Origin of the sequence: Mesorhizobium neociceri (assembly GCF_013520985.1) — a bacterium.
GTDB lineage: Bacteria > Pseudomonadota > Alphaproteobacteria > Rhizobiales > Rhizobiaceae > Mesorhizobium > Mesorhizobium neociceri.
The window spans coordinates 1-12,776 of sequence record NZ_JACDTY010000004.1; the positions used below are offsets into that span (position 1 = coordinate 1).

15 protein-coding genes and 2 pseudogenes are annotated in these 12,776 nt (G+C 63.6%); 7 read left to right on the forward strand and 10 right to left on the reverse strand.

The genetic code is table 11. From position 1 onward, the window contains the following. Window positions 1–159: pseudogene (locus H0241_RS10195) on the forward strand (IS630 family transposase); the annotation flags it as partial. A gap of 9 nt (window positions 160–168) precedes the next feature. On the opposite strand, the pseudogene H0241_RS10200 reads toward H0241_RS10195, so the two are convergent. Continuing rightward, window positions 169–978: pseudogene (locus H0241_RS10200) on the reverse strand (AraC family transcriptional regulator); the annotation flags it as partial. Between the two features lie 332 nt (window positions 979–1,310). Then, window positions 1,311–2,213 (reverse strand): NAD(P)-dependent oxidoreductase, encoded by a 903-nt coding sequence (locus tag H0241_RS10205; protein ID WP_181057297.1) that lies wholly within the window; start codon window positions 2,211–2,213, stop codon window positions 1,311–1,313. A gap of 208 nt (window positions 2,214–2,421) precedes the next feature. On the opposite strand from H0241_RS10205, the gene H0241_RS10210 reads away from it, so the two are divergent. Further along, window positions 2,422–3,162 carry a FadR/GntR family transcriptional regulator gene (locus tag H0241_RS10210; RefSeq protein WP_181057298.1) on the forward strand — a complete coding sequence of 247 codons (741 nt, stop codon included), beginning with the start codon at window positions 2,422–2,424 and terminating at the stop codon, window positions 3,160–3,162. A gap of 26 nt (window positions 3,163–3,188) precedes the next feature. On the opposite strand, the gene H0241_RS10215 is transcribed toward H0241_RS10210, so the two are convergent. From H0241_RS10215 to H0241_RS10235, 5 genes are all read right to left on the reverse strand, one after another. Beyond that, entirely contained in the window at window positions 3,189–3,911 is a 723-nt protein-coding gene (locus H0241_RS10215; protein ID WP_181057299.1) for an ABC transporter ATP-binding protein, read from the reverse strand. After that, entirely contained in the window at window positions 3,908–4,630 is a 723-nt protein-coding gene (locus H0241_RS10220) for an ABC transporter ATP-binding protein (RefSeq protein ID WP_181057300.1), read from the reverse strand. The genes H0241_RS10215 and H0241_RS10220 overlap by 4 nt, the downstream gene beginning before the upstream one ends. Further along, on the reverse strand, window positions 4,627–5,634 hold the full coding sequence (locus H0241_RS10225) for a branched-chain amino acid ABC transporter permease (RefSeq protein ID WP_181057301.1): 1,008 nt from the start codon (window positions 5,632–5,634) through the stop codon (window positions 4,627–4,629). Before H0241_RS10225 ends, H0241_RS10220 begins: the two co-directional genes overlap by 4 nt. Continuing rightward, window positions 5,631–6,503 (reverse strand): branched-chain amino acid ABC transporter permease, encoded by an 873-nt coding sequence (locus H0241_RS10230; RefSeq protein WP_181057302.1) that lies wholly within the window; start codon window positions 6,501–6,503, stop codon window positions 5,631–5,633. The genes H0241_RS10225 and H0241_RS10230 overlap by 4 nt, the downstream gene beginning before the upstream one ends. A gap of 73 nt (window positions 6,504–6,576) precedes the next feature. Further along, the gene (locus H0241_RS10235) at window positions 6,577–7,791 is read right to left on the reverse strand and encodes an ABC transporter substrate-binding protein (protein ID WP_181057303.1); all 1,215 of its coding nucleotides are present in this window, start codon (window positions 7,789–7,791) and stop codon (window positions 6,577–6,579) included. A gap of 164 nt (window positions 7,792–7,955) precedes the next feature. On the opposite strand from H0241_RS10235, the gene H0241_RS10240 reads away from it, so the two are divergent. After that, window positions 7,956–8,942, forward strand: a complete 987-nt coding sequence (locus H0241_RS10240) for an aldo/keto reductase (RefSeq protein ID WP_181057304.1) — start codon at window positions 7,956–7,958, stop codon at window positions 8,940–8,942. Window positions 8,943–9,032: 90 nt separating this feature from the next. On the opposite strand, the gene H0241_RS10245 is transcribed toward H0241_RS10240, so the two are convergent. Next, window positions 9,033–9,542 (reverse strand): YciE/YciF ferroxidase family protein, encoded by a 510-nt coding sequence (locus tag H0241_RS10245; RefSeq protein WP_181057305.1) that lies wholly within the window; start codon window positions 9,540–9,542, stop codon window positions 9,033–9,035. A gap of 135 nt (window positions 9,543–9,677) precedes the next feature. Continuing rightward, the gene (locus tag H0241_RS10250; RefSeq protein WP_181057306.1) at window positions 9,678–9,887 is read right to left on the reverse strand and encodes a hypothetical protein; all 210 of its coding nucleotides are present in this window, start codon (window positions 9,885–9,887) and stop codon (window positions 9,678–9,680) included. A 106-nt stretch (window positions 9,888–9,993) separates the two neighbouring features. Between H0241_RS10250 and H0241_RS10255 the strand changes: the two genes are divergently transcribed. Next, window positions 9,994–10,527: an inorganic diphosphatase gene (locus H0241_RS10255; protein ID WP_181057307.1), complete on the forward strand. Its 534-nt coding sequence runs from the start codon at window positions 9,994–9,996 to the stop codon at window positions 10,525–10,527. A 21-nt stretch (window positions 10,528–10,548) separates the two neighbouring features. On the opposite strand, the gene H0241_RS10260 is transcribed toward H0241_RS10255, so the two are convergent. Continuing rightward, entirely contained in the window at window positions 10,549–10,827 is a 279-nt protein-coding gene (locus H0241_RS10260; protein ID WP_181057308.1) for a hypothetical protein, read from the reverse strand. 36 nt (window positions 10,828–10,863) lie between these two features. Between H0241_RS10260 and H0241_RS10265 the strand changes: the two genes are divergently transcribed. The 3 genes from H0241_RS10265 to H0241_RS10275 all read left to right on the forward strand — a co-directional run bounded on the left by H0241_RS10265 (window position 10,864) and on the right by H0241_RS10275 (window position 12,680). After that, entirely contained in the window at window positions 10,864–11,208 is a 345-nt protein-coding gene (locus H0241_RS10265) for a hypothetical protein (protein WP_181057309.1), read from the forward strand. 192 nt (window positions 11,209–11,400) lie between these two features. Further along, window positions 11,401–11,988, forward strand: coding sequence for a TetR/AcrR family transcriptional regulator (locus H0241_RS10270; RefSeq protein ID WP_181057310.1), 588 nt, complete (start codon window positions 11,401–11,403; stop codon window positions 11,986–11,988). A 110-nt stretch (window positions 11,989–12,098) separates the two neighbouring features. After that, window positions 12,099–12,680 (forward strand): DUF308 domain-containing protein, encoded by a 582-nt coding sequence (locus H0241_RS10275; protein ID WP_181057311.1) that lies wholly within the window; start codon window positions 12,099–12,101, stop codon window positions 12,678–12,680. Window positions 12,681–12,776 lie beyond the last annotated feature (96 nt).

Sequence of the window (12,776 nt, forward strand, 5' to 3'; positions counted from 1 at the left end):
GAGCAGGCCTTCGCCAAGATCAAACACTGGATGCGACAAGCCCAGAAGCGAACCGTCGAGGACACTTGGCGCCACATCGGCCACCTCGTCGAAACAATCGAACCCGGCGAATGCAAGAACTACTTCGCAAACGCCGGATACGCTTCCATCAAAACGTGAAAGACTCTAGATCGGAAAGTCGCGCGCTTCCTCGCCGCTGGCCGGAAGCCATTCGCGGTAGAGGTAAAGTGCTGCCGGCTCGAGATTGTTGGTGTTGCCGGGGTAGCGCAGCACCGCGCAGCGTCCGCCGGGGATGACGCCGGCCTTCATCTGCGCGCCCTCGATCGGCCCATCCTCTACCGGCAGGTCGGTTCCGGCACAGATGTCCATGCTGTAATCGGCCGGATTCGCGGGCTCCCTTTCGGAGCGGAAGATGTTGAAGGTCGGGCTTGTCTCGGGCGACAGGCCGGCGGCCTTGCGCCAGGCGATGAAGCGCTGGATGGTGTCAGGAAGCGTCGCCCTATCGCCGCGATGCTCCAGGATCGCAACCGGCGTGGGCGGCACCTCGCGGATCATCACATCGTCGGGTTCGAAGATTATCTGCATGAGCGTGGTCCTTGCTTTTTCGAGCGGCCCGAAGGCCATGAGCCACGACCCCCAGTCGGGAGACTTCCGGAACGACGAAGGGGATTGTCCGAACCGTTGTCGAAAGGCGCGGGCGAAGGCATCCGGTGCGTCGTAGCCGGCATCCATCGCTATGTCGGTGACGCTTTCGGCGTCGCTCTCAGCCAACCTGTAGGAAGCGCGCTTCAGGCGGGCGAGTTGGACATAGCGATGCACGGACACGCCGAAGGTGGACGTGAACTGCCGGTGGAAATGGAATTTCGAGAACGCCGCAACGCCGCTCAAAGCGTCCAGGCCCAGATCGTCGTCCAGATGCTGGTCGATGTGATCCAGCACCCGTTGCATCCGGGCATGGTAGTTTTCAAGTGGCGTCATCAAACGTCTCGTCCTGCGTGGCGACACCAGATAGGCGCCGCCTGACATGTCGCGCTCGACCGATCTTGCGGTTTGACATGGATGGGCGGGTGGCCACCAGCGGGTGCTTGGAGGCGCAGCTGCCCAAGGCGGCTTACACAGCTTATCGCATATGTCAGCGCCGGCCCCCTCTCCGTCTCGGCTTCGCCGAGCCACCTCTCCCCCATTTCATGGGGGCGAGGAAACGCTAATCGCAAAGATCGCGACCTTCACAAGCTTGGGTTCCTCGCCCCCACAAAGTGGGGGAGAGGTGGCCGCGAAGCGGACGGAGAGGGGGAGCGCCGTACGAGATTTTACTCCACCTGCTCCACCAGCGACACCCCATTCAGCCCCGCCACAATATCCGACAGCGCCGGCACGAACTTCTCGCCGTGGCCGGTGGTGACAGCGGTGGCAAATCCATTCCGCACCGCCGCGCCGATCGGGTTGGCGATGCCTGCGGCCTGGGCGAAGGAGGCGAGGTAGGTCATGTCCTTCAGAGCATTGGCGATGGCGAAGCGCTGGGCGTTTTCGTTGCGGTTGAGGACGAAATCGAAGAAGGCCTGGTAGAAGCCGCAATCCATGCGGCTGCCTGAGATGACGCTGTTGAAGACCTGCGGCGTCAGGCCGGCCTTGGCGCCCAGCGTCAGCGCTTCGGAATAGATGGCGGAATAGCCCATCGAGACGAAATTGTTGAGCAGCTTCATGGTGTGGCCGCTGCCGGTCGGACCGGTGTGGACGACGCGCGCGGCGAAGGCTTCGAGCACGGGCCGCGCGCGGGCGACCACCTCGGTCGGGCCGCCGACCATGACGTCGAGCTTGCCTTCGGCGGCTTCCTTGGGCGTGCGCGCCAGCGGCGCGTCGATCAGCGCTATGCCTTGCTGGGCGAGGTCGGCGGCAAGTGCGGTGGTCGAGGATGGATTGGAGGTCGAGCAGTCGATGATCAGCAGTGGCGTCTTGGCTGCAGCCAGCCCATCCGCGTCCTTGACCAGCATCTCGACTTCGCGCGAGCCGGTGACGCACAGGATGACGATGTCGCTGGCAGCGGCGAGCTCGCGCGGGGTTGCGGCTTCAGTGGCGCCGGCCGCGATCAAGCGGTCGGCTGCGGTGCGGCTGCGGTGCACATGCACCGTCAGCGGCCAGCCCTTGCGCAGCAAATTGTCGGCCATGCCGGCGCCCATGCTGCCCAGGCCGATGAAGCCGATGCGTTCCTTCATGAGAATCCTCCTATAGCCCGCGCCTGCAGGCTGAAGCGGTTCACCGTTTCACGGAAACGGCGAGCCACTTCATCTCGTTGTTGTTACGCAATTCCGGACGGGAAAACCGCCCACACTTTTCCCTGGAATTGCTCTGAACTTTCGTCACCTTGCGGCGGGCACCTGTCGATGCAATCCTTCGAACAAGAATCGAACCGGAGTCGCGCCGATGGCGGAGCCCATGACTTTCGATGCCATACCGCAGGCGCCCAATCTCAGGACCGGGCTGGTCAACACGCTGATTGCGCAGATCGAATCCGGCGACCTTGCGCCGGGCCAGCGGCTGCCGACCGAGCAGGAGATTGTCGCCGCGACCGGCGTCAGCCGCACGGTGGTGCGCGAGGCGCTTGCCGCCCTGCGTGCCAGGGGACTGATCACCACGCGCCAGGGCCTCGGCGCCTTCGTCGCCAAGGACCCGCTGCCGAAGACGTTTTCCGTCCTGCCCGACGATCTCGAATCGATCGACGAAGTGCTGCGTGTGCTGGAACTGCGCATGGGCATCGAGGTGGAAGCGACAGGCCTTGCCGCCGAGCGGCGCAGCGAGGCGGCGCTTGCGCAGATGAGCGCGCGGCTCGACGCGCTGGAGGCGGCGGTGCGCGCCGGCGGCTCCGGCTCGGAAGAGGACTTTGGTTTCCACCGCGCCATTCTTGCCGCGACACAGAATGCGAATTTCACCCGGCTGTTCGACACGTTCGGCAGCGCCATGATTCCGCGCCAGTGGACGCGGCTCGACCGGATGACGGAGGCCGAGCGGGAAAAATATCTCGACCGCATGCAGCGCGAACATCGCGCCATCCTCGGGGCCATCGAAGCGAGGGACGTCAACGCCGCGCGGCGCGCCATGCGCAGCCATCTGACCAAGAGCTATGCCCGCTTCGAGGATTTGCGCGACAAGGCCGTTCACGAATAAGGGGCAAGTCACGACTGATTGCTTGCTCATCCGGCAACCCCGCCGAGATAGAGTTCGCGCATCAGTGACATGTCGCGTAGTTCAGCGATCGGTCCTGAAACAACGATCCTGCCGTTCTGCATGAGATAGCCGCGCGACGCCACGGCAAGCGCCAGGCCGGCATTCTGCTCGACCAGCAACACCGAGGCGCCGAAGCGTTCGCCGATGCCGAGGATGATCGCCTTGATCTCCTTGACCAGCAGCGGCGACAGGCCAAGCGACGGCTCGTCCAGCAGCAGCACACGCGGCCGCGTCATCAGCCCGCGCGCAATGGCCAGCATCTGTTGCTGGCCGCCGCTCAGCGAGCCGCCCCTGTCGCGCCGCTTGGCGGCGAGGATCGGGAAGAAGGAGAGCATGGTCTCGAAATCGGCCTCGACGGCGGCCTCGTCGCGGCGGGCATAGGCGCCGAGGCGAAGGTTCTCCTCGACCGTCATGTCGACGAAGATCTTGCGACCTTCCGGCACCAGCACGACGCCGCGTCTCGCCATGACATCGGCGGCGAGGCCGGTGACGTCGGCGCCATCGAAAGCGATGTTGCCCGCGCGCGGCTTGATCAGCCCGGCGATGGCCTTAAGCAGTGTCGACTTGCCGGCGCCGTTGGGGCCAAGGATGGTGACGATCTCGCCTTTTTCCAGCGTCAGCGAGACGCCGCGGTTGACGATGGTCGGACCGTAGCCGGTGATGACATCGGAGACGGCAAGCAGGCTCACAGCTCGCCTCCGAGATAGACGTCGAGCACCTTGGGATCGGCCAGTACCGCTTCGGTCGGCCCGTCGGCGATCTTGGAGCCGAAATCGAGCACGGCAAGGCGCCGGCACAGCATCTGCATCAGCTTCATGTCGTGGTCGATGACGCAGACGGTGATGCCGTGGCCGGGAAGCTGGCGCACGAGCCCGACAAGGGCCGAGGTCTCGCGGTCGTTGAGGCCGGCGGCAGGCTCGTCGAGCAACAGCAGCGACGGGCGCGTGGCGAGCGCCAGCGCAAGGCCGAGCAGACGCAGGCTGCCGAAGGGCAGCACGCCGGCTTTTTCGCCGGCAAGGGCGCTCAAGCCGACAAAATCGAGCAGTGCTTGCGGTGTCGGCCATGGGCTCGCGCCGCCGGTGGCGCGCGCGTGCTCGCCGGCGATTTGGACATTCTCCAGCACACCAAGCCCGGCAAAGGCCATGGCCTGCTGGAAGGTGTAACCGATGCCGGTTCGCGATATGGCGTGCGGCGCGAGGCCGGTGATGTCGCGGCCACGAAACAGCACCGTGCCGCCGCTCGGTTTGTGGACGCCGGTGACGACGTTGAACAGAGTGGTTTTGCCCGAACCGTTGGGGCCGACGACGCCGAGGATTTCACCTTCCTCGACGGTGAGGTCGACGCCGGCAAGGGCGGTGACGCCGCCGAACTGTTTGCTGAGACCGCTAATCGCCAGGATCGGTCTCACTGGCGCGCCTCCGAAGGGGCAGTCTCGCGCTCCGTCTCCGGCTTCGGCTTGCCTGCAAAGAGGCCGCGAAGGGCACGCACGATGCCGCCGATCAGGCCGTCGGGCAAAAGCATGATGACCGCGATCAGGCAGACGCCGTAGACGATGCGCGACTGCACCGGATCGAGGTTGAGCACTTCCGGCAGGAAGGCGACGAGGATGCCGCCGGCGAGCGGCCCCTCGATCAGGCGGGCGCCGCCGATCATCACCATCAGCGCGAGGTAAATGCTGGGGAAGGACGAGAATTGCGAGGGCGAGATGTGGCCGAGGAAATACGCCAGCAGCACGCCGGAAATGCCGGCAAAGACGCCGCTGACGACGAAAGCGCCGATCTTGTGCCGGCCGACATTGATGCCGAGCGAGGCCGCCAGTTTTTCATTCTCGCGGATGGCGCGCAGGGTGCGTCCATAGGAGGAGTGGATGATCGCCCAACTCGCCACCGCTGCTGCCGTGACGAAGGCCACGACCATCAGGTAGTAGCGGGTGAGGTCGGTCATGTCGGCGTCGAACAAAGTGACGTGGTCGGTCAGGTCGAGGCCGGTCGCCGCCCCCGTATAGTCGCCGCCATTTGTCAGCACGATGGCGACCAGCTGGCCGAAGGCGAAAGTCATGATGACGAAGTGGTGGCCGCCGACGCGAAGCGAGGGAATGCCGACGATCATCGCGAAGACGGCGCTCGCAATCGCCGCCACCGGCAGCGCCAGCCAGAAGCCGACGCCGAAATCCCGCGCGAGGATCGCCGAGGCATAGGCGCCGACGCCGACCAGGGCGGCATGGCCCATCGACAATATGCCGGTCTGGCCGAACAGCACCGAGAGGCCGTAGAGCGCGATGACGTTGATGCCGGCCGAGATCGCCAGTGACAGGAAGCGGTTCGAGGGCGAGGCGAGCGGCACCAGCGCGATCAGCGCCAGGATGACCAGCACCGGAAGCAGCGAGCGCAACGCCTTCGGGGCGATGCTCATGACGCCATCCTCGGTCCGCTGGTGCCACCGAACAGGCCGTGCGGGCGCACGATCAGCACCAGGATCATCAGCACGAAGGAGTAGGCGTCGGTCCATTGCGAGAAGCCGTAGCCGGCGCTGAAGCCTTCGACGATGCCGAGGATGAGGCCGGCGGCGACGGCGCCGTAGATGTTACCGAGCCCGCCGATGAGCGCGACGGCAAAGCCCTTCATTACCATGGTGCCGCCGGTGAACGGTGTGATCGGAAACAGCGCGATCAAAAGCGCGCCGCCGAGGCCGGCCAAAGCGCTGCCGAGCACGAAGACGCCGGTGATGTAGCGGCGCACCGGTATGCCCATCAAAGCGGCGGTGTCGCGGTCCTCGACGCTTGCCCGCAAGGCGCGGCCATAGCGGCTGGCGGTGATCATGCGAAAGCTCAGCGCCACCACGGCGATGGTGATCAGGATGACCATGACGCGCACGGAGGCGATGCGCACGCCGCCGACCTCCCAGACCGTGGTCAGCGGGCGCGGAATGCTCTTCTGATTGGGGTTCCAGAACAGCACGACGACGTGCTGCAGAACGACGATGAGGCCGAGCGAGACGATGAAGCCGTTGGTCGGCCGCTCCAGTGTGAAGCGGAACAGGCCGCGCTCGAGAACATAGCCCATCAGCCCGACCGCCAGGATCGCCAGCACCACCGCCAAGGCGAAGCCGAGACCTGCGCTGACGGCGAGCCAGGTGACGATGCCGCCGATCATCAGGAATTCGCCATGGGCGAAGTTGATGATGCCGGTGAGGCCGAAGATCAGGGTCACGCCGATGGCGATGAGCGTGATGACGCTGGCGATGGAAAGGCCGTTGAGGATTTGCTGGATGAAAATATCCACGGCGATCGAGACCTGCTGCATTTCAGAAAGAGAAGCTGGCGGCGGGTGGCGCCGCCAGCCTGGGGATGATGCCTCAGCTCTTCGGCGCTTCTGCCGGCGGCTGCTGCATCGAGCAGGAGATGTCGCCACCGGGCGCCGCGGCGCAGACTTCCGTCGCGTGGGTGACCTGATGCGTCGGATTGAAGGTCAAATCGTCCGAGACCACGCCCTGGTGGTGGAGGCTGAGCAGCGCCTCGACCGTCTTGTCCGGATCGAAGCTGTCCGCCTTTTGCCAGGCTTCGACGAGGAAGTGGACATAGTCGTGGTAGAGCAGCGACACCGACGAGGTCACGCCATGCGGCGCGCCGGCGGCGAAGTAGGCGTCGAAATAGGTTTTCGCCTTGGGGTTGGACGACTCGCCCCAGCACACCGGGACACAGCTCATCGCCACCGGCACGTCGGCCGAAAGCTGCTTTTCCTTCCAGATGCCGGGGTCGACGCCGAACAGGAAGTAGCTCTTGGCGGCCCCGAGTTCGAGCGCCTGCGGCAGCGCCGTCAGCGTTGAATCGCCATTGTACCAGAAGTGGATGATATCCGGATTGAGGCTCTTGGCGCGCGTCAGGAAAGGCGAGAAATCAGTGGTGTCAGGCGGATAGAAGATGATGTCGGGGACATCCTGACCCTCGGCCTTCAGCGCCTTGAAATAGTAGGACGACAGGAACTGGCCGGTGGCGTCATTGCCGACGATCATCACCGACTTCTTCGGCTTGAAGCCGAGCAGCGGCTCGAGCAGGGTCAGCACGCCGCGCGCGGTCGATCCGGAGCGCTGGAACTCCTGCGGTTCGGACTGGAAGAGATAGTGGTCCTCGCCGCCCGGCTTGACCGAGTCCGGCGTCAGTATTTTCGCCAGCGTCGAATTTCCGGCGAAATGGATGATCTTGGCCGGCTGGGTGATCTTGGCCATGGCCAGCGTGAAGTCATGCGTCTCCGAGCCGAAGATCGCCTGCACCTTGACGTCGCGCACCAGCTCCTGAGTGGCGGCGATTGCGGTGGCGATATCGGTGCGATCGTCGCGCTTGACCATTTCGAGCTTGTAGGTCTTGCCGCCGACCTTGAAGCCGCCGGCGTCATTGATCTGCTTGACGGCGAGGCCGACGCCTGCCGGCAGCGTGTGGCCGGCGGAGACGAACGAGCCGGACTCGGCGGCGACGACGCCGATCTTGACGATGTTGTCTTCGGCGAGCGCCGGACGAGCAAACGCGCCAAGGCACAAGGCCGCTGACGCGGCCAGTTTCAGAACGGTTTTCAACTTGAGATCCTCCCGACTCCAAATCGTTGCAGTCTTACCGGGTTGTCATACAACCCTGTAATCTGGTAAATCTTACGAAGAGGGATGTCAATCGCGTTGCCATGCGATATGAGGCTTCCCGAAATCAGAATCGTTCATCAAAGCCGCAAGTCAGGAACAGCGAGATGCATTCACGGAAATTTGGCCGGACCGGCCGTACTGTCAGCGAGATCGGCTTTGGCGCCTGGGCGATCGGCGCCGCCTGGGGCGAGGTCAATGACGACGATGCGGTCGCCGCCTTGCATGCCGCGCTCGACGCCGGCGTCACCTTCCTCGACACGGCCGACGTCTATGGCGACGGCCGCTCGGAAAAACTGATCGCACGGGTGATGAAGGAACGCGGCGGCGCCCGTCCGTTCATCGCCACCAAGGCCGGACGGCGGCTGCCGAAGCAGAGCGTCGAAGGCTACAGCGTTGAGAACCTCAACAGCTGGATCGACCGCAGCCTGAAATACCTCGAGACCGACACGCTCGACCTGGTGCAGCTGCATTGCCCGCCGACCGATCTTTATTACCACCCGGAGGTGTTCGAGCGTCTCGACAAGCTCACCGAGCAGGGCAAGATCCGCAATTACGGCGTCAGCGTCGAGCGCGTCGAAGAGGCGCTGAAGGCGATGCAATATCCCGGAATCGTCAGCGTGCAGATCATCTTCAACGCCTTCCGCCAGCGTCCGGCCGAACTGTTCTTCGACCAGGCGAAGAAGAACGACGTCGCCATCATCGCCCGCGTGCCGCTGGCCAGCGGCCTGTTGTCGGGCAAGTTCAAGGCGGACACCAAATTCGAGAGCACCGACCACCGCCTGTTCAACCGCAACGGCGAGGCCTTCGACGTCGGTGAGACGTTTTCGGGCGTGCCCTATGAGGTCGGCCTGGCGGCGGTCGAGAAGGTGCGGCCGCTGGTGTCAGGCGACACGACGATGGCGAAATTCGCGCTGCGCTGGATCCTGATGTTCGACGCGGTGACGGTGGTCATCCCCGGCGCCCGCAACCCGGCGCAGGCGGTTTCCAATGCGGAAGCGGCGGAGCTTGCGCCGCTGTCTTCCGAACTGATGACCAAGGTGAAGGCGATCTACGACCGGGATATCAAGCCTTACGTGCATCAGCGCTGGTAATGAGGCGCCGAGCGCCGAGCCTCCTGGAAAGTTTCGGAGCCCGATGCCCCTCAGGCATCGGGCTCCGAAGGATGTAGCAACCGGCTCGCGCTATGCCGCTTCCGCCGCGATGTTAACCGCCGACTCCGCCAGTTGGGTCAGGGCCGCATCGGTTTCCTTTTCCTCGCTCAGCGTCAACTCGAGCAGGTTCACCGCCTCGTTGTGGCCGAGTTCCGCGGCCCAGGTGCGCAAGGTGCCGTAGCGCGAAATCTCATAGTGCTCGACGGCCTGTGCTGCCGCCAGCAGGCCGGCGTCGAGAGCCGCCGCGCCCTTGTATTCGTCCATGATCTCCGCACCTTCCTCGGTGATGCCCATGATGGCCGCGCAGGTCTTGCCGACCGGCTTCTTGCCGATGACTGCGAACACTTTCTCCAGCCGGGCGACATGCTCTTCGGTCTGCCCGCGGTGCTTTTCGAACGCTGCCTTCAGGTCGCGGCTCTGCGCTGCCTTGGCCATTTTGGGAAGCGTCGCCAGGATCTTCTTCTCGGCGAAATAGATGTCCTTGAGACTGTCGTGGAAGAGGTTGCTCAGGTCTTTGGAGGATGCCTTCGTCGTCGCCATCGTTGCTTTCCTTTTTTGGAGTGGAGTGTCATTTCAACTCCGGCATCCGGGACAGGTTCCGCCAAGATATCGATTAAACCAGCGGGTAATTTCCACGGCTCTTGCGGCGGCTTGGTCCATACGGCTGGCGAGCGCCTATTTGTTCTCCTGGCGCTTTTCGATCTCATAGGTGAGCCATCGGCAGAACATGCCGACGATCGATGCCGCGGCTCCGCCGAGCAGGCAGGCGACCAACAGCGGACTTTGCGAGGCGCTCGACCAGCTCACGATGGCCAGCAGAACAACACTGGCGGTCGAAATCAGATAGCCGACGCCCTTGAGCAGATGCAGAGCAGCTCTTGTCATCTCGAATCTCCCTGGCCGAAATCTCCTTAGCCGGCGGCCTGCTCTCGGGAACATTCTTGGTGTCTTGAAGTTCCATCCCAAGCGAACCCGCGACAGAGGCACGCCGATGCCCGACTATCTAAAACTGCCGACCACGACCAAGGGCCTGGTCAGAGTGGTGATCGAGACCCCCCGCGGCGCTGCCGCCAAAATGGCCTATGACCCGGCCATCCAGGCCTTCGCTTATGTTCGCCCGTTGCCGGCCGCGATGACCTATCCCTACGACTGGGGCTTTATCCCTTCGACGCTCGGCGAGGACGGCGATCCCCTCGACGGGCTGGTCATCCACCAGGCGGCCACGGCACCCGGCATCGTCATCAAATGCGATCTGCTGGGCGCCTTGCGGGTCAAGCAGAAGGACAAGGGTGGCGCGGCCCTGCGCAATGACCGCTACATCTTCTCCCCACGCAACGAGGATGCCGAACACGAGCCGGTCGCCGCGGATCACGTGCCCGAACATCTAAGGCGCGAAATCGAACAGTTCTTTCGGTCGTCTGTGCTGGGAACGGGCAAGGCGATCAGGTTCAAGGGCTGGCAGGACGCTGCGGAAGCGCGCAAGTCGATCAAAAGGGGAATGAAGGCCTTCGCGGCCCGCAAGTGATCGATGGGCCGCTGTCCGCGCTCAGCGCTCAATGCGTTCGAGATTGCGCGCAACCTCGGTCTGGGCGACCTGCAGCAGCGTGTCTATTTCGAACATCGCCACGGCATGCCCGCCGTCACGAATGACGAGGCGGGCGCGGTGGAGCAGGGCGGAGACCGCTCGCAGCGTTTCGGCATGGCTCAATGGATTCGGCAAATGCGTGCCTCCTGTCAAGCACAACCGCTGGAGCTGGAGACCGTTCCCAAAAAGGCGTTCACTATCGGCCTGCGCCGGGCATAGCTCGGAACCATCCTTGTCCACTGGCCGTTCCCCGTATCTCAAACGAAAGGAACAGCCATGGCCGACACCTCGAACGACACCCCGAAGATTTCCACCCGAGAGGCCCAGGAGGCCCTGGAAAAGCAGGTTGCATCGCTCAAGCGGGAGATCAGCAAGATCAACAGGACGCTTGCTGACCGCGCCGAAGACGCCGCTGACGAAGCCGGCGGCTGGTATGGCAGCGCCACCGAGCGGGCGGCGCGGGCAGCGCAGCAGCTGAGATCGCAGGCGCACACGGTATCCGAAACCGTCCAGCAGAATCCCGGCACCATCAGCAGCGCTTTCGTGCTTGGCGGCATTGCCGGGCTGTTGATCGGACTGCTGCTCGGGCAAACCCAGGAACGTGACCGCCGCTGGTTTTAGCGGGCGGCAGAGGTGATTTGGCGCGACCTGTCCCGTTGCGGGATGGGTCGCAGTGACTATCGCGCCCGCTGGCTTGGCCAGCGGGCTTTTCATTGTGGGAGGATTGCCAAATCAATCTCTGGCCTTGGCGTAGATCGCCCCGATCAGAAATCCGAGATTGACAACTGTCCTACTAGTAGGTAGGTAACCGCCATGAGCAATCTTGTGGCGACCTCGGATCAGATTTTGGCATCGGCGCGAACCTTCATCGTGGCGGGCGGCTACAACGGATTCAGCTACGCCGATATCGCCGGCGAGGTGGGGATACGCAAGGCGAGCATCCACCATCATTTCCCCAGCAAGGTCGACCTTGTTCGCAGCCTTGTGGCGCGCCATCGCGAGCGTACTGAGGTCGGCATGGCAGATCTGGAAGGTAAATTCCCTGACTCGCTTGCGCTGCTTCGAGCCTATGCTGGGCACTGGGCGAAATGCATTGAAGACGCGAGCGTTCCGTTTTGCGTTTGTGCGCTGCTTGCCAGCGAACTCCCGGCACTCCCGCCTGAGGTTGCGGTCGAGGTGCGGGCTTACTTTCGATTTCTGTCGTCCTGGTTGACCAAGGTCATGCAGCGGGGCGCTGAACAGGGGATTCTCAAATTCGCCAACTCTGCCGGGCTGGAGGCTGAGACCTTCATGGCGACTGTCCATGGCGCGATGCTGTCGGCGCGTGCCTATGGCAACCCTGCCGTCTTTGACGCCATCCTGACGCCGACAGTGCTGCGTCTATCGGCGAAGGTTCACTAACAGGGAATTTGCACGACTGAAGGGCAAGCCCTCCACCGACTTCCCGCAATGCGTTCATCTCGCCTACCTTCTAGTAGGTATACCAAACCAAGCACGAAAGGAAAATCCCAATGCTTGCCCAGACGAATGAAACCAACCTTGTCCAATCTTCCTGGCTGAAGAGCTACTATTTCATGCGCTTTGCCGTCGCGGCCGCCTGGGTGCTCCTGGCTTTCACGGTCGCCAAGGCAATGCCGTCCCTGGCAGCCATCATGCTGGTCGCCTATCCAGCTTGGGATGCGCTGGCCAACTTCGTCGACGCCCAGCGCAGCGGCGGCCTGAACCGCAACAAGACGCAGCTGCTCAACTTTATCATCAGCGTTATCACCACGGTCGCGGTCGCCATTGCTCTCGGCAAAAGCATGAATGCGGTGCTCGCGGTCTTTGGTGTCTGGGCTGTCCTGTCGGGCCTTTTCCAGCTCGCCACCGCGATCCGGCGCTGGAAGTCCGGCGCGCAGTGGGCAATGGTGCTGAGCGGCGCCCAGTCGGCACTGGCCGGCATTTTCTTCGTGAAGATGGCCGGCGGTGCGGCGACGATCGAAATCACCAACGTCGCGCCCTACGCCGCGTTCGGCGCCTTCTACTTCCTGGTCTCCGCCGTCTGGCTGACGGTGAGCGACGCGCGGCGCAAGTCGGCACAGGCAGCGGGATGAAGGTATCGCACGTCCGAAATGGGATTTTGAGGTTAGCGCCGCTGGGCGCCCTCAACAGGTGAGTTGAGTTTCCTGGCCGCGGTCGTATGTTCGTTG